This is a genomic window from Cellulomonas sp. ATA003 (genome assembly GCF_031582905.1).
GTDB lineage: Bacteria > Actinomycetota > Actinomycetes > Actinomycetales > Cellulomonadaceae > Pengzhenrongella.
In genome coordinates, this window is the sequence record NZ_CP133990.1 from 4,053,414 (window position 1) to 4,074,608 (window position 21,195).

Annotated in this window: 23 protein-coding genes and 2 pseudogenes; 11 read left to right on the forward strand and 14 right to left on the reverse strand. The window is 68.7% G+C overall.

Annotated elements, in window-relative coordinates; translation table 11 throughout:
* Positions 1-53 precede the first annotated feature (53 nt).
* Entirely contained in the window at positions 54-689 is a 636-nt protein-coding gene (locus REH70_RS20045; RefSeq protein WP_310750180.1) for a DUF305 domain-containing protein, read from the reverse strand.
* Positions 690-944: 255 nt separating this feature from the next.
* Positions 945-2,024 carry a tryptophan--tRNA ligase gene (gene trpS, locus REH70_RS20050; RefSeq protein WP_310754449.1) on the reverse strand — a complete coding sequence of 360 codons (1,080 nt, stop codon included), beginning with the start codon at positions 2,022-2,024 and terminating at the stop codon, positions 945-947.
* 908 nt (positions 2,025-2,932) lie between these two features.
* Between trpS and REH70_RS20055 the strand changes: the two genes are divergently transcribed.
* Positions 2,933-3,523 carry a hypothetical protein gene (locus REH70_RS20055; RefSeq protein ID WP_310750182.1) on the forward strand — a complete coding sequence of 197 codons (591 nt, stop codon included), beginning with the start codon at positions 2,933-2,935 and terminating at the stop codon, positions 3,521-3,523.
* 115 nt (positions 3,524-3,638) lie between these two features.
* Here the strand turns inward: REH70_RS20055 and REH70_RS20060 are convergent, their stop codons facing one another.
* The 6 genes and pseudogenes from REH70_RS20060 to REH70_RS20080 all read right to left on the reverse strand — a co-directional run bounded on the left by REH70_RS20060 (position 3,639) and on the right by REH70_RS20080 (position 7,172).
* Positions 3,639-4,307, reverse strand: coding sequence for an EcsC family protein (locus REH70_RS20060; RefSeq protein WP_310750185.1), 669 nt, complete (start codon positions 4,305-4,307; stop codon positions 3,639-3,641).
* Between the two features lie 68 nt (positions 4,308-4,375).
* Positions 4,376-4,684 (reverse strand): hypothetical protein, encoded by a 309-nt coding sequence (locus REH70_RS20065; protein WP_310750187.1) that lies wholly within the window; start codon positions 4,682-4,684, stop codon positions 4,376-4,378.
* Positions 4,685-5,039: 355 nt separating this feature from the next.
* The gene (locus REH70_RS20070) at positions 5,040-5,267 is read right to left on the reverse strand and encodes a hypothetical protein (RefSeq protein ID WP_310750190.1); all 228 of its coding nucleotides are present in this window, start codon (positions 5,265-5,267) and stop codon (positions 5,040-5,042) included.
* Positions 5,268-5,844: 577 nt separating this feature from the next.
* A pseudogene (locus tag REH70_RS20985) lies at positions 5,845-6,237 on the reverse strand (helix-turn-helix domain-containing protein); the annotation flags it as partial.
* 426 nt (positions 6,238-6,663) lie between these two features.
* Entirely contained in the window at positions 6,664-6,885 is a 222-nt protein-coding gene (locus tag REH70_RS20075) for an RNA polymerase subunit sigma-70 (RefSeq protein ID WP_310750194.1), read from the reverse strand.
* A 92-nt stretch (positions 6,886-6,977) separates the two neighbouring features.
* A complete protein-coding gene (locus REH70_RS20080; protein ID WP_310750198.1) occupies positions 6,978-7,172 on the reverse strand; it encodes a hypothetical protein in 195 nt (64 codons plus the stop codon).
* Between the two features lie 323 nt (positions 7,173-7,495).
* On the opposite strand from REH70_RS20080, the gene REH70_RS20085 reads away from it, so the two are divergent.
* The 4 genes from REH70_RS20085 (at position 7,496) to REH70_RS20100 (ending at position 12,378) form a co-directional block, all read left to right on the forward strand.
* On the forward strand, positions 7,496-8,629 hold the full coding sequence (locus REH70_RS20085) for a DEAD/DEAH box helicase family protein (protein WP_310750201.1): 1,134 nt from the start codon (positions 7,496-7,498) through the stop codon (positions 8,627-8,629).
* Positions 8,515-10,236, forward strand: coding sequence for a hypothetical protein (locus REH70_RS20090; RefSeq protein ID WP_310750206.1), 1,722 nt, complete (start codon positions 8,515-8,517; stop codon positions 10,234-10,236). The genes REH70_RS20085 and REH70_RS20090 overlap by 115 nt, the downstream gene beginning before the upstream one ends.
* Before the next feature lie 3 nt (positions 10,237-10,239).
* Positions 10,240-11,313 (forward strand): DNA methyltransferase, encoded by a 1,074-nt coding sequence (locus REH70_RS20095; RefSeq protein WP_310750208.1) that lies wholly within the window; start codon positions 10,240-10,242, stop codon positions 11,311-11,313.
* A gap of 198 nt (positions 11,314-11,511) precedes the next feature.
* Positions 11,512-12,378, forward strand: coding sequence for a DNA methyltransferase (locus REH70_RS20100; protein ID WP_310754450.1), 867 nt, complete (start codon positions 11,512-11,514; stop codon positions 12,376-12,378).
* Positions 12,379-12,554: 176 nt separating this feature from the next.
* Here REH70_RS20100 and REH70_RS20105 read toward each other — a convergent pair whose 3' ends face one another.
* Entirely contained in the window at positions 12,555-13,364 is an 810-nt protein-coding gene (locus REH70_RS20105; protein ID WP_310750212.1) for a hypothetical protein, read from the reverse strand.
* Positions 13,365-13,563: 199 nt separating this feature from the next.
* On the opposite strand from REH70_RS20105, the gene REH70_RS20110 reads away from it, so the two are divergent.
* Positions 13,564-13,848: a hypothetical protein gene (locus REH70_RS20110; protein WP_310750215.1), complete on the forward strand. Its 285-nt coding sequence runs from the start codon at positions 13,564-13,566 to the stop codon at positions 13,846-13,848.
* A gap of 187 nt (positions 13,849-14,035) precedes the next feature.
* Here the strand turns inward: REH70_RS20110 and REH70_RS20115 are convergent.
* Together REH70_RS20115 and REH70_RS20990 are read right to left on the reverse strand one after the other, a co-directional pair.
* Positions 14,036-14,639: pseudogene (locus REH70_RS20115) on the reverse strand (IS5 family transposase).
* Positions 14,539-14,946 carry an IS5 family transposase gene (locus REH70_RS20990; protein ID WP_396134596.1) on the reverse strand — a complete coding sequence of 136 codons (408 nt, stop codon included), beginning with the start codon at positions 14,944-14,946 and terminating at the stop codon, positions 14,539-14,541. Before REH70_RS20990 ends, REH70_RS20115 begins: the two are co-directional and overlap by 101 nt.
* Before the next feature lie 445 nt (positions 14,947-15,391).
* Between REH70_RS20990 and REH70_RS20120 the strand changes: the two genes are divergently transcribed.
* The 3 genes from REH70_RS20120 to REH70_RS20995 all read left to right on the forward strand — a co-directional run bounded on the left by REH70_RS20120 (position 15,392) and on the right by REH70_RS20995 (position 17,372).
* Complete coding sequence (locus tag REH70_RS20120) at positions 15,392-16,000, forward strand: hypothetical protein (protein ID WP_310750218.1); 609 nt, start codon at positions 15,392-15,394, stop codon at positions 15,998-16,000.
* Positions 15,997-16,227 carry a hypothetical protein gene (locus tag REH70_RS20125; protein WP_310750221.1) on the forward strand — a complete coding sequence of 77 codons (231 nt, stop codon included), beginning with the start codon at positions 15,997-15,999 and terminating at the stop codon, positions 16,225-16,227. The genes REH70_RS20120 and REH70_RS20125 overlap by 4 nt, the downstream gene beginning before the upstream one ends.
* A 356-nt stretch (positions 16,228-16,583) precedes the next feature.
* Positions 16,584-17,372: an S-layer homology domain-containing protein gene (locus REH70_RS20995; RefSeq protein ID WP_396134597.1), complete on the forward strand. Its 789-nt coding sequence runs from the start codon at positions 16,584-16,586 to the stop codon at positions 17,370-17,372.
* On the opposite strand, the gene REH70_RS20130 is transcribed toward REH70_RS20995, so the two are convergent.
* Positions 17,278-17,514 (reverse strand): hypothetical protein, encoded by a 237-nt coding sequence (locus REH70_RS20130; RefSeq protein WP_310750224.1) that lies wholly within the window; start codon positions 17,512-17,514, stop codon positions 17,278-17,280. The genes REH70_RS20995 and REH70_RS20130 overlap by 95 nt on opposite strands.
* 443 nt (positions 17,515-17,957) lie before the next feature.
* Between REH70_RS20130 and REH70_RS20135 the strand changes: the two genes are divergently transcribed.
* Both REH70_RS20135 and REH70_RS20140 read left to right on the forward strand, forming a co-directional pair.
* A complete protein-coding gene (locus REH70_RS20135) occupies positions 17,958-18,872 on the forward strand; it encodes a hypothetical protein (protein WP_310750227.1) in 915 nt (304 codons plus the stop codon).
* Between the two features lie 325 nt (positions 18,873-19,197).
* Positions 19,198-19,653, forward strand: a complete 456-nt coding sequence (locus REH70_RS20140) for a hypothetical protein (protein WP_310750229.1) — start codon at positions 19,198-19,200, stop codon at positions 19,651-19,653.
* Positions 19,654-19,922: 269 nt separating this feature from the next.
* On the opposite strand, the gene REH70_RS21000 is transcribed toward REH70_RS20140, so the two are convergent.
* Complete coding sequence (locus tag REH70_RS21000) at positions 19,923-20,534, reverse strand: Pycsar system effector family protein (protein WP_396134598.1); 612 nt, start codon at positions 20,532-20,534, stop codon at positions 19,923-19,925.
* Positions 20,461-21,195, reverse strand: a complete 735-nt coding sequence (locus REH70_RS20145) for an SEC-C metal-binding domain-containing protein (RefSeq protein ID WP_310750232.1) — start codon at positions 21,193-21,195, stop codon at positions 20,461-20,463. Before REH70_RS20145 ends, REH70_RS21000 begins: the two co-directional genes overlap by 74 nt.

The following is a 21,195-nucleotide window of genomic DNA, read 5'->3' on the forward strand; positions in this document are numbered from 1 at the left end:
GATGCGATCGGGTGGGCCGGGTGCGAGCTCGGTGCGGGAGCAGGGCGACGCCCCTACAGTCCCTCGAGCAGCGCCTCCATCTCGCTGACCTCACGCGTCTGGTCGGCGACGATCCGCGCGGCCAGGTCGCGGGCCTCGATGTTCTGACCGTCGGTGCGCTGCGCCTCGGCCATCTCGATCGCGCCCCCGTGGTGCGCCGTCATGAGGTCCAGGAAGCTGCGGTCGAAGTCGCGTCCCTCGAGCCCGGACAGCACCTCCATGGCCTCGTCCTGGCTCAGGCCCTCGACCTGCGTCCCGCCGTGGTCCATGGCCCCGTGCTCCGCATCGGCCGCCCTGTCCTCGCCCCACGCCTCGAGCCACCCGGTCATGAGCACGATCTCCGGATCCTGGGCGTCCGCGATGCGCTCCGCGAGCGCACGCACCTCCTCGGTGGCTGCCTGCCGGACGGCGAGCTCGGACATCTCGAGCGCACCCTCGTGGTGGACGATCATGAGCCGGGCGAACTGCGTGTCCGCGTCGTTGTGCACGTCCGACTCACCGACCTCGCCTGCGTCCGTCGTCTGCTCGGCTGCGGTCGGCGCGGTGATCGTCCCCGGCGTCGCGGAGCACGCGCTGAGGGACAGGCACAGGGCGGCGGCGATCAGGCCGCTCGTCGCGGCGCTCGGGCGGTGCCGTGTCGCGGTGGTCATGGGTGTCCTCCCGGGGGTAGGCCGCAAGTGCCCGCAGCGTGCGGGAGGGGCGAGGGGTGTCACCTGCGGCATGGACGCGGGCCACGTCGTGAGCGGCACGTCGACACCGAGTCGAACACGGCCGTCGCGCCTGCGCCCGCGCAGCAGCAGGTCACGCCGCTGTGAGCGGATGGGCGCGGACGGTCGACGCTCTCCTTCCACCCTCCTGAGTGTGCTCTCGAGCACGCGACGAGGTCCGGATGGCTGGGGTCGTCGTCAGTAGGTCATGCCCATCGCCTCGTGGACGGTGCGCAGGGTGCGGTCGGCGACGTCTTTGGCTGCGGCGTCGCCGGCCGCGAGGACGTCCCGCAGGTGGTCGTCGGCGTCGGACAGCTCGCGACGTCGAGCCCGCAGCGGCCGCAGGTGCTCGTTGACGGCCTCGACGACGAGCCGTTTGAGCGCCCCTGCCCCGCCGTCGCCGATGGCCTCCGCGATCGCCTCGGGCGTTCCGTGCGTGCACAGGGCGGCGGTGAGCAGGAGGTTGGAGACCTCGGGGCGACGGGTGGGCTCGTAGGTGATGCGCCGCTCCGCGTCGGTCTTCGCCGACCGGATCAGGCGAGCGGTCCCGTCCTCGCTCGCGCGCAGCGGGATGGCGTTGCCGGCGCTCTTGCTCATCTTCGCTCCGTCGGTGCCCAGCAGGAGGGCGGCGGACAGCAGCGCCTCGGGCTCGCTCAGGACGGCATGGCCGGAGCCGTAGCGCTCGTTGAACCGGCGAGCGATCAGCCGCGTCGCCTCGAGGTGCGGCAGCTGGTCCTGACCCACAGGAACGAGGTCGGCCCCGCAGAAGAGGATGTCCGCGGCCTGGTGCACCGGGTAGGTCAGCAGCAGCCCGCTGAGCGCGCGCCCGCCCGCCGCGGCCGCCTCCGCCTTGACGGTGGGATTGCGCTGCAGCTCGGCGACGCTGATGAGGCTGAGGAAAGGCAGCACGAGCTGGTTGAGGGCAGGCACCGCGCTGTGGGTGAAGATCGTCGCACCGGTGGAGCCCGAGCCGGGACCTGAGCCGGATCCGGTGCCGCCGCGAGGGACGATGCCCGCGGCGAGGTAGTCCAGCAGCAGCTCGCGGACGTTGCCCCGGACGTCCCCGACGGTGTCGCGGTCCGTGATGACCTGATAGTCGGCGATGACGAGGAACACCTCGACCCCGGCGCGCTGCAGGCGCACGCGGTTGGCGAGCGTCCCGAAGTAGTGGCCCAGGTGCAGCGGGCCGGTCGGGCGATCACCGGTCAGCACACGGAACCGTCCAGGATCCTCCATGACCTGCTGCTCCAGCTCGGCACTGCGCCGCTGAGCGGCCAGGACGGGCGCGGTGGTGACCGACGCGCGGGGCGGGGTCGTCGCCGTCGGTGAGGGAGCAGTCGGTGAGGTGGCGGTCAGGGACGTGGCAGGCGGGTGGATCACGAGCTCTCCTCCAGGGGGAGCCGCCCACGTCGTGCCAGTCGAGTGCCGTCCTCCGGCACAGGTCCGAGCCGCCGTGGGCAGCTCGGACAGGGTCCGGTCGCAGCCGCCTCTACAGCGACTGCCACCAGGTGCAGGGAATCGTCAGCACCCGTGGACCCTAACGCGGTGGCCTCGACGGCGGCCAGGTGATGCGGGTGTAGGAACTCGCTGGAGATGTCCGATCGCCAGCGCGGTGACCTGGGCACTGACACGAGCGTGAGACGGCTCGTGTCTCACGTTCGTGTCCGAATCCTCAGCGAGAGGTGTGAGTGACCACCCGGTTACCGCTCATGGTCGATGAGCGCGAACGTCGCGAACTCCCCAAGGCCGGTCTCGTGATACCTGGTGGCGCACTGCACGCACCTCTACTGTCAGCGCTTGCATCTAAGGTCGTGGCTATGTCGCTCAAGAGCCCGCACCATCCGATGCTGCGGCGGCGCGCCGGTCACGGTCAGACCGGGCGCGAAGTGACGGCGTGAGCGTTCCCTATCCCGGCGCCGACTCGGGACGGAGGAGCCAGAACGACGACCACCTAGCGGGCCTCGCCAGCCGCTACATCGAACAGAACCTCGACCAGACAGTCGTATGGGACGAGGTCGAGGAGCATCTCCGAGCACAGCACAGCACGGCAAGACGAAAGCCGAGGCCGCTCGAGGTGTCCTCTTGGCGGTACTCGATCTCGAATGGACGGGGGTGATGCAGTACGACCACGAGTTCTTCCGGCGACCGGGGCTGCCGGCTGATGCCAAGTTCGCCCCCTGCCCGAGGTGGCAAACGCAGTCCTCGCCCTCGGCTGGCCGCGCCCGTCGGATGGCAGGCGAAGCCGGACGATCCATGAGTGCTACCTCGAGCTCGACGGCCGGTACCGACACTGCGATGTCTATTGGGCTATGCACGAAAAGCTCAAGAACGCGCGCCTCGCCTGCCACCGCAGATACTGGTCGCTGCTCGACGAGAAGGCGATCCTCGCCGACCCGACGTTGTCACTAGCGGAGCGGGCAGAACTTGAACTCACCGTCGAAGCGGATCTGTGCGACAGGTACGCTGCGTCCCTTTCGCACGCTGTGGAGCGCGAGTATCCCCTCGACAATCGGCGAGCTGACATCTTCGACCACAAACGGCAGCTCATCATCGAGGCAAAGGCGTACGTCGACGACGTAGTTGTGCTCGGCGCCATCACACAGGCGATGCTCTACCGGACCATCGCAAACCGAGACACCAAAGTTGTCGATCGCGTCGCCGTCCTGATCCCCGGCGAGCCGTCGCAACTCGCTAGACAGGTCGCACGTACCCACGAGCTCGACGTCGATGTCATCTGGTGCGATGGCACGACCTTTCGACATGAGCCCTTCGAGTGAGCGCTGGCATCCGGCTAACGGAGGGCACCGACTGGCATTGATGCTCATGCCGCGCACCGGTACGCCCGGAGTTCGCCTTGCAGCCATTCCGAGACGGGCGCCTCCGCGAGCCCGGTCACACGTGCGTGCCCGGCGGGTCCTCCGGAGTGGGCGGGTCGAACCCGGTCGGGTGGATGTCGGCCAAGGCCGGCGGCAGCGGCAGCCCGTACCGTTCACTGAGCCACCGTGTCTGGCAGTACGCGCGCGTGTGCTCGGCGACCCGCCCGAGAGTGCGCGCGTTCGTGCCCGCCCCGATAGCGATGCCAACTCCCCACAGCGCCTTGCCAACGTGCTGCACCGGCACATGCCCGCCCCGATACCACCGGGCCATAAACTTTTCGAGCCCATCGACCAGGCGGTGGTCCTCGCGCAGTTTCTTGGACCACCTCAACCGCCCGCGCACAGCGCCGTGGGCCTTGTGGGCAGGGACCAGCGGGCCAGTTTTCGCGAGGTTCCACGCCACCGCGGTTTCGATTACCGTGTCGATGAACTCCCGCTCCGCTGGATCTCGGGCATCAAAGCCGTACGAGTGTGCCACGCGTGTCGCAATCGACAGCGACAGGACATCAATCACGACGACGTCGGCGCCCATCGACACGGGAAGCCCGGCGACCGGGATCATGGCCAGTGCGCCCATGGCACCGCCTTCGAGGGCTCCCACGGTGCGCCACTTCAGCGTCTGGCGGGTCAGGAGCCGGTCGCAGTCCTTGAGCCCGACCTTGCGCAGCTCGGAGATGTCGGTCACTTCCAGTCCCCGCTTGCGGGCAATTGCAACAACTGTGTTCGGGTCGTGCAGCGCGACTGCCCAATCATTCACGAGCCTAATAGGTGAAGGGCGCCGTCGACGGTGGGATGCAGCGCCCGGTCCAAGATCGCCGAACCGGTGGACTGGGCAGCGTCCTTCACCTGGTGGGGGATGACGTTGCCGACCGCTCTACCTGCCTCTCCGACAGCTCTACCCGCCTTGCCGGTAACCTCGCCGACGGCCCGTGCGCCGTCGGTCAGCCAGGCGGGTGCGCCTCGCTCGTTCGCGCGCGCAGCCCAGTACTCGTGCAGGCGGGCCCACTGTTCACGCTCGTACGGCGTCATCTCCGCTGAGGCGGGGCCGAGGTGCTCGGTCATCGAACGCACTCCATTTCATTGAGTTCGCCCATGATCTCCGACATCGACGCCGAGGCGCGGTATAGGGCCGGGTGAACCATCAGCGCCGAACCAAGAGCGGATAAATGAGTTGGCCTTCCGATCCGCGGGATGGACCTGGCGGTCCACCACCGAGGCAACAGTTCAACGTAGCTGCCTCGATGACACTGGTCGGGTGGCCCAGTGGCAGCCGACGTTCCTTCGGAGCGGCACCGTCCGGCGCGAGCAATGGAGTCGACGCGTTCACGCTCAGCCGCTGTCCGGTGGCCTTCGGGGCGCGCGCCTTGAGAGGCGGTCGTGCGCATGCACCTGGTCGGCCGGCACCCAAGCGATGGGCCTAGCGGCGGTTGCGGCCCTGGGCGATCTCGCGTGGGTGGGCGTACGGGAGGTACCGCGAGGTGACGCCGAGCCCTCGCAGGAGCGGCTCCACGAGCCGGCTCACGACGTCAGGCGTCTGGCTCACGAGCTCGCCCGAGGTCGCGGTGACGACGCGGAGGAATTCCGGCCGCGGGTACCCGGCGAAGCGACGCCCCGAGAAGCTGTCCAGGACCTCGGTCGCCGGCACGCCTTCGAGACGATCGACCCGGACGCCGAGCCGCCACGGTCCGCCGTAGGAGAACCGCTTGCTCGAGAGCTGACCGGTGATCTCGGCGAAGCTGTGCGCGAGCTCGACGATGTGGCCCGCGTTGACGAGCTGCTGCGAGGGCCGGTCGCGACTGAACTCCGACGGGTCCGTCGTTCCCTCGCTTGAGGTCAGGGCGATCCTGCCGTCGTCGGCGACGAGCGCCCGCAGCGCGTACAGGTCCTTCTCGAGGGGCTCCGCGGGCGGGAACGACGTCGCGGCTATGCCGTCGGGATCCGCGCGCCGGTAGGTGAGCCAATCGATGGTGGGTGCGAACTGTGGGCGGAACCGGATGCTCGAAGTTTAAGAGCTCGAGCAGGTGCTCATCGTGCCCGTTGGATGGTTGTGCATGGACGGGGGCGAGAGGCTCGGCGAGCAGGTAGACGTGTCCCTTGCGTCGCTCGCGCGCGGGTAGTTCGAACGTCTCGGCCATATCCCGCAGCCGGGTCTCGAACCCGGCCGTCTGCGCCTGGCGGGTCATCAGCAGCCGCCTGACCTCCGGGTCGGACAGGCGCCGCTTACCGGTCGCTCCACGGCCCCAGTACGCGCCGTCGACCATGTGCGGCGCGTCCGGCGACGCCGGCGCCCCTACCAGCAGGACGCCGCGCTCGGCGTCATCGGGGTGGTCCACCCGGGTGATCGTGACGCTCAGAGGCGGGGTGATCTGCCCGTTGGCGACCTGATCGATCCGAGTTTCCAGACCCTGCAGGCGCGCACCGACGACGTCGCCCGCCTTCCGGTCCGCGTCGGCGACGCCAATCACGAGCAGGCCGCCGTCAACGGACAGCGACGCGAGGTCCTTGGCGAGCTCGAGGTTGGCCGACTTGCTCGAGGCCGGCACGTCCTGCTTCAGCTCGACCCACTGGGTCTCGTCAAGCACACCTGCCTGCGCGGCGGATATGACCTCCCCCACGACTTGAGCGGCACCGGTCGCCGCGTGGGGCCCAGATAAAACGACTCCGTGATCACAGCTCCATGGTGCCGTAGAGCGTCGTCCCGCGGACTCGGACGCGGTGAGGGCGAGTGTGCGCGAGTCGGGCTACGAGCGGGTGCTCCCGGGCGTCTGGTCACAGCCGCCCTCCGGTGGCCGGGCACGTTCTGGCTCCGCGACGGCGTCCGTAGCGGAGCCATCCAGGTGCCGGAAATCGTTGCCGCAGACCGTCCTGTCGCCACCGCGGCGCGCGATCACCACCACCACGACCTACGCCGTCGCGCTCGAGCTCGACGTCGTCGCGACGTCCCCCGGATACGTCTGCGTCGAATAGCCGCGCCCCGGCCGCGACCCGTGGAACGACTGGCTGCCTTCGGTGCAGGCTCGCTCGACCCCTGTAGCGGCCGCTCAGGGCGCCAGCTCGTCGCCGCCGAACCGCTGACGCGCCGCCTGCCGGGAGACGCCGAGGTCGGCCGCGACGTCCGTCCACGTCGCGCCGCGCACGCGGAGCTCCTGCACCAGCAGCGCCACCCGGGCGTCCGCGCGGCGCCGCTCGAGGACCGCCGCGCGCAGGTCGCGCCCAACCCGCGCGCGCTCAGCCGCCGCGGCCGCCGGCTCTGCCGTCTCCACCGCGCCAGGGTGCCCCGCTGGCAACGAATCTTGTCGCGCGACGCGCGGCGCCAGGCCGGCCCCACCGGGCCGGCCGCCACGCCGCGCGCCATTCACAGCACCCCGGCGTCACGGAGCGCGTCGTACACACCGGCGTCACGGAGCGCCTCGTGCAGCTCAGTGGCGCTGCGGCTGGCGCGAAGCACCGCGTCAGCCGCTCGCGCTGTCGCGGCGATCTCACGAGCTCGCGCGAGCACCGCCTCACGTCGGCTCGGCCGATCGATCTGGGTGGAGGTGGTCTGGCTCATGGTGGTCCCGTTCTCGAGGGGGCGATGCACCGCGGCGGGACGCCGCGATCACACCGACCTCATGTGCGGCACGTGACCGCTCGTGCACCACCCCCGGTCGACGGGAGCCGTCGACCGTTCGCCGCGGTGGCTCCCCGGGGTCGGACAGGTGACCTCCCCATCTCGTCGGGTCAGTAGCCCGGCCAGTGGTGCAGCCGGGGGATGCGGCCCGGTGGCCGACGCGCTGGCTCTGACGTTGACCGTCGCTGACGCTGGTCGCCGTCTGTGGACGCGGCGGGGGCGCGGCTAGGCTCCGACGGCCGCGGGTCGCCAAGGGAGCGTGTGTGAAGTACGAGCTGTTCGACTACCAAGAGGTCGCCGTCGCGGCGATTTCCAAGCACCTCGTCCGTGCGACCCGGGACCATGACGATGACCCGGACGAACGCTCCGCTGTCGTCCTGGCTGCGCCGACAGGTGCGGGCAAGACCGTCATCGCCACCGGCGTCATCGAAGCGTCCCTCGACGGAGACGAAGCTACGGCCGGCGTTGAGGACGCGACGTTCCTGTGGGTCACCGACGACCCGTCGCTGAACCGACAGACTCTGCAGAAGATGCTCGACTCGTCGTCGGACATCAAGCTCAACCGGTTGACGATCATCGAGAGCGACTTCGACGAGGAGGTCTTCGCTCCCGGGCGCGTCTACTTCCTCAACATCCAGAAGCTGAGCGCCAACGCGACGCTGTCCAAGTCCAGGATCGACGGACGCATCTACTCGCTGTGGGAGACGATCGCGAACACGATCGTGCAGCGTCCGCACGGCTTCGTCGTCGTTGTCGACGAGGCCCACCGGGGCACCACGACGGCTGCCGCGTCTGGCAGGACCCGGGAGACGATCGTCAGCCAGATCATCGGCGGCGGCGCGACCGGCCGGCCTGCCGCGCCCGTCGTGTGGGGTATCTCGGCGACGCCGCGGCGGTTCCTCGGAGCCATGGCGGAGGCCGGTCGGACGACGAAGCAGCACACCATCCGCACCGAGGACGTGCGCGCCTCGGGGCTCCTCAAGGAGCAGATCGTCCTGGGTCACACCCAGGGAGTCGACGCGGCCGAGTCCGCGCTCGTGCGGTTCGCGGTGCAGCGCGTGCGGCTGTACGACCAGAAGTGGGCCGCGTACACCGCGGCGACCGGAGAGCCGGCAGTCCATCCCGCGCTGGTCATCCAGGTGGCGGACAAGCCAACGCCGGCCGAGCTGGCAACCCTGATCAGCACGGTGCTCGAGGAGTGGCCGGGCATCGGCCCCGAGGCCATCGTGCACACGTTCGCCGATCACACCCCCGTGACCGCAGGCGGATACGAGATCCCCTGGTGCCCCCCGAGGACATCCAGGACCGCACCGGAGTCCGCGTCGTGCTGTGCAAGACGGCCATCACGACCGGCTGGGACTGCCCGCGCGCAGAGGTCCTGCTCTCGTTCCGGGTAGCGCGTGACCTTGACCTGATCACCCAGGTGATGGGACGGATGGTGCGCACGCCCCTCGCACGGCGCATCGACACCGACCAGGACCTCAACGCGGTCCACTGCATCCTGCCGAAGTTCGACAAGGTGGCGGTCGAGGCGATCGCCGAACGGTTCCGGGTCGGCGACGACGAGACCCTCGCGAACGGCACCACAGTCATCGTCGACGCCGTCGAACTCGCTCGGAACCCCACCCTTGCCCCGGCACCGGCAGCCGCCCTCGACGTCACGCTCCGGACCCCATCGTCCTCTCCCGTAAGCCCGCCGTCGGATGACCTCGACCTGGCGTCGGTCGATGAGGCGACGGCGACTCTCGCCTCACCGACCGGGCCCGTGCAGCCGACGACGTCGAGCGCGACGACCGCGGCCAGCCACCGGACGCCCGACGCTGGCGGGCTGTTCGCCGCCGACGCGACACCGGTGCACGACCTGAGCGCCACGGCATCGACATCGGTGTTCGACGTGATCGGTGCCGTGCCGTCGTACACGATCCCGCGACGTACGCTGCGCTCACCTGTGGACCGGCTCACCCAGATGGCAATCCTGCTCGCCGGTGAGCACGACGGGGTGACGATCGACGCCAAGGCGCCGATCAAGGCCCGGACCGCACTGGTGTCGGTGATCGACGAGCATCGGGCGGTCCTCGAGGAGTCCGGCGAGCTCGACCAGCTGGTGCGCGGCGCCGGCGTCACACGCCTCTTCGAACACACCGTGGGCTTCGCCAACCCGACGGCGGCCAGCACCGACACCAGCTCCGAGCTCGTGCTCGACGCCCGCGGCGTGCACATCCTGATGAAGCGCGCGGAGGCGCTGCTCCCGCAGGGTCTGGCCAACGCCTACGTCAAGCGGCTGGCCGAACATGACGACCAGATCCGCCAGGCGCAGCTGACCACCATCGCTCTGGCCGGCGACCCCAGCCTGCCGGCCGCGCTGAAGAGCCGTGCCTCGCACATCGTCGAGCAGTGGTTCAAGGACTATGGCGGTGCCATCACCCGGCTACCCGCCCCTGAGCAGGAGCGGTTCGACCGCATTAAGCGTGAGTCGGACCGGCCTCTGCTGACCACGATCACGCTGCCGAGCAACAAGACCGAGAGCTCGGCCGGCACGGCGTGGGAGCGGCACATCCTGTCCGACAGCGAAGGGCTGTACCGCGCGGAGCTGCAGGGCTGGGAGGAGCACGTGCTGCGGACCGAGCTCAACGCGGGCGCCGTGGCTTGGTATCGCAACCCCTCCACCGGTAGGCACTCGCTGCAGATCCCATACACGACCGCTGGCGGTATCAAGGGGCTGGCTCCCGACTTCGTCTTCGTTGACCAGGTCGCCGGCCAGCTGGTCGCCTCCCTCGTCGACCCGCACGGCACCCACCTCGCCGACGCCGTCGACAAGCTCAAAGGGCTGGCCCACTACGCCGCGACCCACGCGGACGCCTACCACCGGATCCAGTCTGTCGCGCTCGTCGACGAGCACTACCTCCTGCTCAACCACAAGGACCCGCAGATCCGCGACGCCATTGCGACCTTCGAGGGCACCGACTCGCGCGAGCTCTTCCGCGCGCACGGGACGAGGTACTGACCCGTGGCCCACATCGACAACCTCATCGACTCCATCAAGGACCCCCAGCTGCGCACAGCGCTGCGCGCCGAGTACGACAAGGTCACCAAGAACCGGCGCCTGGGCCTGGTCTTCGACCGGCACCTGCCCGAGTCGGTCGTCCTCCCCGGGTTCGCGATTCGGGAAGGGGAGAAGGTCCAGGTCCTCGCGGATGGCTCGGACGACCCCGCAGACCTCGACGGTTCCGGCGTCTGGACCGTGACCGACGTCGGCGCGACGCACACGTCACTGCGTGACGGCAATGGCGAGACCCGGCAGGTCGGCAGCGCGCGCCTGGTCGCCACGCGCGAATTCGGGGACCCCATCTACCCGGGCCTGGTGTCCACCGGGCGCGTCGTGCGCGGCGGCGCCGCAGATGGTAATGACGGCGGCAAGCCGTTCCACACCGTGATCAACGCCGAGAATTACCACGCGCTAGAGGCGCTCCTCTTCGCACATGAGGGTCAGGTCGACGCGATCTACATCGACCCGCCCTACAACACCGGCGCCCGCGACTGGAAGTACAACAACGACTACGTCGACGACGCCGACCCCTACCGCCACTCCAAGTGGCTCAGTTTCATCGAGCGCCGCCTGCTTGTGGCCAAGCGACTGCTCAACCCCGCGGACTCCGTCCTGATCGTCACCATCGACGAGAAGGAGTACCTGCGCCTCGGCCTGCTGCTCGAGCAAATGTTCTCCGACGCACGGATCACGATGGTCACCGCGTCGATCAACGCGGGCGGCTCAACACGGACCGGCACCTTCGCGCGCTCCGCCGAGTACATCTTCTTCGTCCAGCTTGGTGCCTCCCATCCTGCCCCGCTCCACCTGGGCGACGAGTGGAATCCGGTCAAGACGGCCAACAAGAACAACCTGCGATGGAACATGCTCATGCGGTCCGGCACGCAGCCGTTCCGCACGACGCACCCGAACCTCTTCTACCCCGTCTTCATCCGCAGCACTGCGGACGGTCCCGTCTTCGACTCGGTCGGAGAGCCGTTCTACGGCGACGGTTGGCAAGACGTCGCGCCGCCTGCCGGGTGCGAAGCCGTCTGACCCATCCGCCAGGACGACAAGGAAGGTCGCTGGCAGACCTCACCTGAGGCTCTCCGCGAGCTCATCTCCCTCGGCTACGCCCGGATCGGCACCTGGCGGGGGGCCAGCAGCACGCTGACCTACCTCAAGCAGGGCGAGCGCAAGAAGGTCGACGACGGGCTCTTCCCTATCACCGGCCGCCGCTCCGACGGGTCCGTCATCACCGACGGCTCTCAGTACCAGGCGCGCTACGTTCCCAACGACGTCTGGCGCCTGACCAGCCACGACGCCGGGAACAGCGGAAGCCGCCTGCTCTCGCGGTTCCTACCCGACCGCACGTTCCCGTTCGCCAAGGCCCTCTACGCGGTAGAGGACGCACTGCGGTTCTTCGTCGCCAACAAGCCCGACGCGCTTGTCCTCGACTTCTTCGCCGGCTCAGGGACGACCACCCAGGCCGTGATGCGGCTCAACCACCAGGACGGCGGTCACCGCCGCAGCATCTGTGTCACCAACAACGAGGTCGGCGTTGCCGAACAGGCCGAACTTCGCGCGCGAGGGCTCAAGCCCGGCGACAAGGACTGGGAGGCGATGGGCATCTGCGACTACATCACCAAGCCGCGCATCCGTGCCGCCATCACCGGCACCACGACGACCGGAACCGCGGTCACCGGCGACTACCGGTTCGTTGACGAGTTTCCGATGGCCGACGGGTTCCGGGAGAACGTGGAGTTCTTCACCCTCACCTACGAGGACCCCACGCTCGTCTCGCTCGGGCGCCGGTTCGAGGCGATCGCGCCGCTGCTCTGGCTCCGCGCGGGGGCGCGGGGCGAGCGTATCGCCGAGGTGGCCGAGGAAGGCTGGTCGATCCCTGCATCGGCCTGCTACGGGGTCATGTTCGACACCAGCGCCTGGGGCGCGTTCGTGTCGGCGGCTGCACGACGTGACGACCTCACGCACGCGTTCATCGTCACCGACTCCCTCGTCGAGTACCAGCAGATCGTCGCGCGGATCGACCCGGCCCTCCTAACGACCCGGCTCTACGCCGACTACTTACGCAGCTTCGAGATCAACACTCGAGCGCAGTAGCGGCGCACCAGCCGGGCCGGTGTGCGGTCACGGCTGACCCACCGAGCCGGTGGTGCATCGGAGGTCGTGGGCGCGCCAGCCGAGGGATCTTCGGAGGGCGAGTCGATCGTCGTCTCACTGCGTTCAGCTTCGGCCACACTTGCTCCCGCACGCCGGCCGGCACTGGAAGGCTCGCCTCACTCTCCTAGCGGTTTGAACTCGGTGTCCGCGCCATACCGGACGACGCCGCTGCCGTCGACCCAGATGAAGTGCTCGTAACTGCCCCGACCGAACTTCACGTCGGTAAGGCGCCGGCCACGCAAGCCGCAGGCATCCAGGTCGTCATCCGTGGGGGTGATCTCCCGCACCGGTTCGTCGCAGAGGACGTCCCTGTTGATCGACAACGCTCCTGGGACATATCGATGCGCGGGGGGACCGGCTGCGCCGAGCAGAACGAAGGGGCGGCTGCTCGGGTCGGTGACCCACGCCGGCAGGACTCGTTCGAGTAGCCACGACCTGACCAGGTTGTCGACGATGACGTCGTCCTGCTGCTGCGAGAACGGGTCCAGGCGCGGGCGGCCATCCGCAAGATCGGGCCCGAAGCTGTTTCGCACTACCAGCGCTCCTCCGGTAATCCGTCCGAGCTCCCCGAGGGTCAGGGGTGGCTGCAGTGGGCGATCGGCCAACTCTCCGGGCACGCCCAATGGTCGGAACTTCGGGCCTGCGCCGGCAGCTTCATTGACCAGCGCCGCCTGGGTGCCACTACGGCTAAGGGCTGAGATCAGCGCCGCCTCAACGAGAGCCGCCTCAGCCGGGGACGGATAAGGCCCCGCCACCTCGAGGACGTACTCCCCGGTCTCGATTAACGCGCGTAGGCCCGGGTTGTGGGAGCCGCCGGTGTGCTGCAGTGCCCTTTCTGGGCTTGCCCCTTTGCCGACGTAGCGAATCTGAGCACTGCCCTGCCCTCGGTACAGATACACGCACGCCTGCGAATCGACTGCACCCACATCGGCTCCTTGAGTTGCCGCGATCAACGATCATGACCGAAGAGACATTATCTGTTAGGTCTGGCCGAACGCCCACCACGATGCGTACTGCGGTGGTTCGTCGGGCGATGCCGTGCGCGTCGGTGGTGCAACAGGATGGGCATGACGAGACCGACGTCGTGCGGGCGGTCTGCGGGGAGACGCTCAAGGCTGATCGCTCGTGGTCGCGCGCCAGGGCGACGTGCTCGGCACGGGCTGCGCGTACGGCGTCAAGCAGGAACGTCTGGGAGAAGCCGAGCGCGTCTCGGGCGTCCGGTGGAGCGAGTTCCGCCCGGTCGCCCTCGATCCGGACGACGACGATGTCGTCCGCCCCGGCAACGGTTCTGTCACGACACCGTCGACGGCCTGGCGCACGCTCGCGCTCAGGGACGCCTGGGGGTGCCCGACCGTCATGACGCCGGAGGCGGCTGGAGGGCTGCCCAGCGGCCTCCGCGCGTCGGGCTAGAGCCTCGACATGATCGCGCGGGTGCTGAGCTTCGGGGCCGTTCCTCCGTGACCCGGGCGCTCGCCCAGCTCGAGAACTGAGCCGGGCCGTAGGCAAGGCGGTTGCGGCGGTCGACTCTTGCCCCAGAGACTGGGTGCGGCCCCGTCGCTGCAACGACGGAGCCGCACCCAGAACTAGGGCACGTCTCCTATATGCGAGACCAGGTGAGGCAGGCGGCGAGGATGACGGCGGCGCGGTAGGTGATGGCGAGCTTGTCGTAGCGGGTGGCCAGTCCTCGCCACTGCTTGGCGAGGGCGAAGTGGCGTTCGACGACGTTGCGGCGCCGGTAGGCGTCGGTGTCCAGGCCGGGCGGTCTGCCAACCGCGTGAGCCCCGGCGTCTGCGGGCGGCGATCTCGTCGGACTTCTGCGGGATGACGACGGCGATCCCTCGGGCGCGCAGCGCGCGCCGGTAGGTGCCGGCTGAGTACGCCTTGTCCGCGATCACGGCGTCGGGGCGGGTGCGGGGACGGCCCGGTCCGATCCTGGGCACCCAGATGTCAGCCAGGACCGCGGCGAGCACGGCGCCGTCGTTGCGGTGCCCGCCGGTGACGACCGCGGCCAGCGGACGCCCGCGCCCGTCGACCGCGGCGTGGATCTTGGTGGTGAGTCCTCCACGTGAGCGCCCGACGCCGTGACCTGCGGGTTCAGGCTCAGCGGTCGGCTGATTCCTGTGATTCGACCGGGCCCCCTGTGTCCTGATCGGGGCGGGTTGTGTTCGTCGCGTGCTGGTGCGCCCGGGCGATCGTGGCATCGACCGATACCGCCCAGTCGACCTTTCCTGCGGCGTCGGCCTCGGCCAGCAGCCGCGCCAGCACCCGGTCCCACGTCCCGTCGGCGGCGTACCGGCGGTGCCGCTTCCACGCCGTCTGCCACGGCCCGAACTCCTCACGCGGCAGGTCCCGCCACGCGATCCCGGTGCGGTACCGGTAGGCGATCGCCTCGACCACCCGACGATTGTCACCGAACGGGTGCCCACGCCGGCCCGCGTTCGAGGGCAGCAACGGCTCCACCCTCGCCCACTGCTCATCGGAGAACACCCGGTACCGAGAAGACGTCACCCCGTCACAGTGCCGCGAGCCTCACCACATCTATGGGAGACACGCCCTAGTAGGGCTCGAGCGTGATGGAGACCGAGCCACGGGACCATGTGACGGTCAGTCGAAATCCGCGCTTCACGAGCATCACCTCCTTCTCCTGGGGTTCTCTCACCTGTCAGGGCCGGGCCGGGCGGCCCGGCCCTGACGTCTTCCATGATCCTGGCGAAGCCGGGGAGCACCAAGGCAGAAGTTTGGCCATCCGAGCGGCGTGCGCTGTCGACGCAGCGGGTTAGGTAGCCACCGGAGCGCGGATTTTGACCGCCCCGGCGACGCTCTCGTACCATCTGAGCGGTCCACTTTCGTGGGTTCACGTGCAGGCATGTCTCTACGCCATGACCCCATGACCCCATTGACCCCGCTACGGCAGCGGGGGGCTCAGATGGTCAGTCAGTATTCGGAGGTGTCCGTGGGAACTTTCACCGTGACGGCCAAGGGGCTGCTCACCGACGCGGTCAAGGGGTCCGGCCGCAAGGCGACGGTGCAGCTGGCGGAGGAGTACGCGCGGAGGAAGGCCCCCGGCCAGTCGTCGACCGACCTCTCGAAGCTGTTCGCGCTCGGCGAGGTGCCGATGAAGCTTTACCTCACCCTCGTCATGCTGACTCGCAAGCCGCCGCACGTGCTCTACCGGGCCCGGCCGGACCACTACTGGGCCGAGATGCTGGGCTACGAGGAGCTCGATGCTCGTCGCCCCGAACCAGGCGCCGGCACGCGACGCATCAAGCGCGCGTTCGTGGTGTTGGGCAAGGCAGGACCTCGCGGCACGAGCATTGTGACGCGCACGCCGGAGCCGGGCCACGGCGCCCGCATCGCGGTCCCCATCCATCCCCCCAGCCGCCGAAGACGCACCGAGGGCCGTACATCACGATCCCGATACAACTGTGGTCTCGCGGCTGGATCAACGTGCTGTCAGCTCGAGCGCTCTTCGTCTACCTCTGTCTACGGCTCGTGCTCGCAGGTCGACCCGAGACCGAGGGCGCCCCCGTCTCCAGCTGGGACAGGGAGAACTTCTGCATGAAGGAGGACACCTGGCAGCGCGGATTCAATGAACTTAAGGCGCTTGGCCTGGCCCGGGGCCAGGTGGAGGACGAGGTGCCGCGCGATCGCTGGTCCACGGACCTGCACAAGCGCAAGGTGTACTACCTCAACAAGACGTTCCTCGAGACGACCGACGCCCCCGACAGCAAGGGCGACCCCGCGGACGGCAGCGCGCCGGCCGAGACGGACGACTTGGCCGCCCGGTAGACCGGCCGGTCTCGCCCAGGCCTGGGTCGGCGCCGCTGAGCGACGGACCGCAGACGTCGTCGTCGGCCGCCTACCTCGAGAGGATCGGGAGAGCTTCCTTCGCGAGTGCGGCAAGGGCCAATGCGAGTACGACGCGTCCACCAACCCGGTGTCCTCGTGCGGCGCGCCGCCCCCACCTGCCCGGCTTCTTCTACGACACCCTGCTCCTGCAGGCAGGCGCGACGACGGCCGCCGCACCCGCCTCGCCCTACCGTCCCGAGCCTGCGTCGTTCGTCCTTCCCGTCAGGCACACCTTCACCACCAGCGACGGCGAGTACCGGCTGACCGTCCTGTCGACCCCGCCCACCGGCGCGCAGGTGCGGTTCATCACCCGCCACGACCCCACCCGTTCCACGACCAGGTGCGGTGGCTCGTCACCGCGGGCATCACCACCGGCCACCGCGACGGCACCTTCCGCGGCGCCAGCCTCCGCCTCCCGCGAGGCGACCGCCGCCTTCCTGCACCGCGCCGCCGGATCACCAGCCCCGGCCGAGCTCGTCCGCGAGTTCGTCGACGTCCCGACCTCCCACCGGTTCCACGACGAGATCCGGTGGCTCGCCTCCACCGGCATCACCACCGGGTACCGCGACGGCACCTTCCAAGGCTCCGGCAGCGTCTCCCGGGAGGCGATGGCCGCGTTCCTGCACCGCGCCGCCGGATCACCAGCCCCGGTCGGGCCCGTGCGCGAGTTCGTCGACGTCCCCGCCGACCACCCCTTCCACGACGCCGTCGCCTGGCTCGCCTCGACCCGCATCACCACCGGCTACCGCGACGGCACCTTCCAAGGGTCCGGCGCCGTCTCCCGCGAGGCGATGGCCGCGTTCCTCTACCGGTACGACCACGCCGGGCTGAGACCCGCGAGGTCTCCGCCGCGGGCCCGACAGCCGCCGCGGCCGCCCGGTTTGTCGTCTCCACCGCGCCAGGGTGCCCCGCCGGCAACGGAGCTTGCTGCGCGACGCGCGGCGCCAGGCCGGCCCCACAGGGCCGGCCGGCCGCCGCACCGAGCGCCGTTCACAGCACCCCCGCGTCGCGGAGCGCGTCGTACAGCTGAGTGGCGCTGCGGCTGGCGCGGAACACCGCGTCAGCCGCTCGGGCGATCGCGGTGACCTCGCGAGCTCGCGCCAGCACCGCCTTACGCCGGCTCAACCGAGAGGTCTGGGTGGAGGTGGTCTGGGTCATGGTTGTCCCGTTCTCGAAGGTGCGATGCGCCGCGGCGGACGCCGCGATCCCTCCGGTGATGTGCGGCACCAGCCGCCGCGTGCACACCCACCGGTCGAGGGGGCCATCGACCGTTCGCCGCGGTGGCTCGTCCGGGTCGCTTGCGCGACCTGACTGCGTCCAGTCGGGGCGGTAGCCCGGCCAGTGCTCTCAGCCGGGGACCGAAGGGCTGGGGCCCGCGAGTAGGTGCGTCCTGCCGGACCCGTGCCCGTGCCCGTGCCCGGAAACGGTGGCGGGCTCAAGGGGTCAACGCACCACCACGATGATCACGACCCGTGGAGGTGCCCGTGCCCCGACCCAGCTATCCCTCGAGCAGCAAGACCGCGCCTGGGAGCAGTGGCGCACCGGGCAATCGGTGCGCTCTGTCGCTCACGACCGCTTCTTGGCCGCACGAAAGGCGGTGCGCCGAGGGGGCACCGAGGTAATCGGACGACGACCGGCTGGCGCCGGCTCCTTCCCGCTACCCTCACTCAGTGGCAGTAGAGGCCGAGTCCTGGAGTGACCGAGCGATGATGGAGCGCGCGGTTGCTCTCGCTCGTCAGTCCGTCAGCGAGCCTGACCGTGTGTCTCCAAGGGTCGGAGCAGTCGTCGGGCGTGATGGCGTCTTCCTTGGTGGGGCGTTCCGAGGAGAGCTCGGTCAAGGCGAGCACGCCGAGTTCACCCTGCTCGAGCGAAAGCTCGCCGACGACACCCTCGCTGGTACGACGTTGTTCACGACGTTGGAGCCGTGCACGGCTCGGAACAGCCCGAAGATTCCCTGTGTCGAACGCATCATCGAGCGCCGCATCAGGCGCGTCGTCATCGGCGTGCTCGACCCGAACGAAGACATCCGCGGACGCGGTGAGCTTCGGCTGCGCGACGCAGGGATCGAGGTCGCGCGGTTTGATCACGACCTGATGACCCAGATCGAGGAGTTAAACCGCAACTTCGCTCGGCTCCATATAGGACCCGGACTGGAACGCTCGAAGGCGGAGACGACCGATCCGGTCGAGCCGGACGCGGTTGGGCCCAACGGGCACCCGATCGGCTACACGCCCGAGGGAGACAAGGTCGAGTGGATCCCTAGCGATGAGGTCCCTGGCGAGACCTGGCCGCTCCTGCTCCGTCGAAACGATGAAGACATCTTGAGGCTCTACAACGAGTTCTGGGACAAGGTCTGGTGGAACCGACACCAGGTCTGGCACGAGAAGCTCGAGCGCGGCGAGAAGCTCAAGGCTGGTCAAGAGCAGATCCTCGAGCAAGCGTGCAAAGCCGCAGCACGCATCGAGGAGAAGTACGGACGCGAGAACCTCGGCTGGGACGACTTCGAGTGGGGTCTCCTCAGCGGGCGGATGTCAGCTCTGTCCTGGGTGCTCGGCGCCGAGTGGGGCGAGTCGCTCGATTCCTAAAGAGGAATGCCCCGGTGACCCCTTCGACACCGTCCACTGCACGTTCCAACTCGAGCCCGCCCGGGCACGCCGCCCACGAGCTCGCGCGACACGACTGACCGCGCGGACACACCCATGCAGCCCACGCCGAGGCTCACCGCGGGGCTCCATGGCGAACCCGATCTTCGGTGGAACACCACAACGCCGGCGCCTGGACCGCATTCGGTCGTTTTCGAGACGGGGCAGCGCCGGGCTGGCGAGTGGACCGTCTTCGTCCGGTTCCGGCGGAGCCGGCCACGGTTCAGGCGCGCCGGAGGGTGTGGCGGTTACCTTGGATGGACTTCCGATGGAGGGCGGCACCGTGACGGCTACCAGGACAGACACCGAGCGCTTGACCCGTCGCGGGCGCCCGAGGTGGAAGGTTGTGGCGGCCGGGGTCGTGGTTGCGCTGCTCCTCGTGGTGCTGATGAACGAGCTCGAGAGGAACTGGGTGTCGTTCTCGGTGGGCGAGCCGTACAACGAGGGGTACTTGGTCTGGACCGCCGTGATGGCCGCGGTGGCGGCGTTCGTGGGCGCCCGATTCCCTGCCCTCGGGATGTGGGCTGGCGGGACGCTCGCGTGCCTTGTGGCGGCTGGGTTGCTGCTCGGCGAACCGAATGACGCCTTAGCTGCGGCGTCGTCGGTCTTGAGCGATCCAGTGGGGGTCGTCAGGTGGGCGGCGCACCACTTCCCGATCGTGGTAGCCGCTGGCAGTGCACTCGCAGCGGCCGGCGCCTCGCGAGGGCGTCCGAGGAGTCGGTAGGCATCGACGGCATCTCCGCCCGCGAGTGGTTCGCGGACGTTCAGCGGACCCATTCACAGACGCTGGGCATGCTGTGGGCTGGTGTGCTTGGGCGCCTTGCCATGCAGTCGGCCATACGGTGGTTTATGCGGCTCTGGAGCAGGGGCTCCGTTGTAGACGTTCCTGCTCGACGAAATGGCGCCGCCGCGCGACTGGACGTATCGCTAGGCCGAACGACCCGGTATGGCAGGGAACTTCAGGCGTGCCCGGTGCGAGTCCGCCCAGCGCCCTTACCTAGGCGAAGGCGCGGTGGCTCCGCAAGTTACGGGGTAAGCAACCACAAGTACAGCTAATCCCGCCGCAAATAGCACGGTCAGGACGGAAACGCGAACGCATTGGTGCTTGCGCCAATTGCCCTTGCTCATGGCGACTAGTTGTCTGCCAAGCATGGCTGACTCCTGCTGGGCAGTCAGCTGGCGGAGTCGCGAAGTGACGTCATGCGGGTTAAGGTGTCGCAGGTGGCCAAAGTATATGAAGTTTTCGCTGGCGTGCTGCCTGTGCTCCCTAACGGATCCCAAGATCGGAAAAACAGCCGCGGCCGCCGATATGATGGCTATGATCAGTAAGCCTACGCTGGCGTACAAGGCATTCTGGCGCCACCCGTTCACATCAGCGAATGTGCCGCCCTCGGCGAAGCCGGCAAAGACGGCTACGAGGAGCCCTCCCTCGAGGGCGAGGAGGATGGACGCCTTCGTGTCGACCTTAGCAGTCCATGCTTCTTGGGAGTTGTGCACGCGCCAACCAAAGTCGACGCCTGAGTGCGAGGCGTCACCCGTCAGGGGTGTGCTGGCGGGCTTCCTCGAGGAGCGATTCCAAAGCATCTCGTCCTTCTGCAATCTCATAGAGTTCAAGCCATATCGTCACACCTGCATGCCGGGCGGCTTCCTGTAGCGCTCGAAACCAAGTGGCGTGACAGCGACCGAAGTTCCGGCCGCCACCGCATGGGCACGCCGCTCGTGCCAGCGGAGGCTTGCTGAGAGCAGCGCTGAAGCGCCCAACTTGGAGCGGAGTTAGCCCTTCGACGTGCTCGCGCAGCCATTCCCGGTAACCGTCGTTCCCGTGTCCCCACTGCTCGCCCGGCCAACACGGCGCAATTTGGCGGGCGATCCGGCCCTCACAGATGATCTGCAAGGTGATGAACTCGCGAATGCGGTTCAAGTGGCGTGCAAGCCCGTCCGGCTTCGCGAAGTCATCATAATCGGTGTGCGGTAGCCACATGCAGAACCGGCCGTCGGTTTCGATGTGCCGGTCCGGGTCGCGTGCGAAACGTGCACCCGGGTCGTAAGTCTCGGGCGTCTGGAATGGGTTGAGACCCTTGTCGGTTACCGAGTACCGGATCTCTATATAGAAGTGGTCGCGTCGTCCCGCGCCGAGGGGCACGACGATGTTGCCAGTGATCTTCGCTGTGTCGGCGTCCTCGTCTAGCACAAGCTTAAGGCCCGGCTCCTGCTCGATAAGGTACTGCTCGTGCTGCCGGAAGCGTCGGCGTGCGTCGGCCTTCAA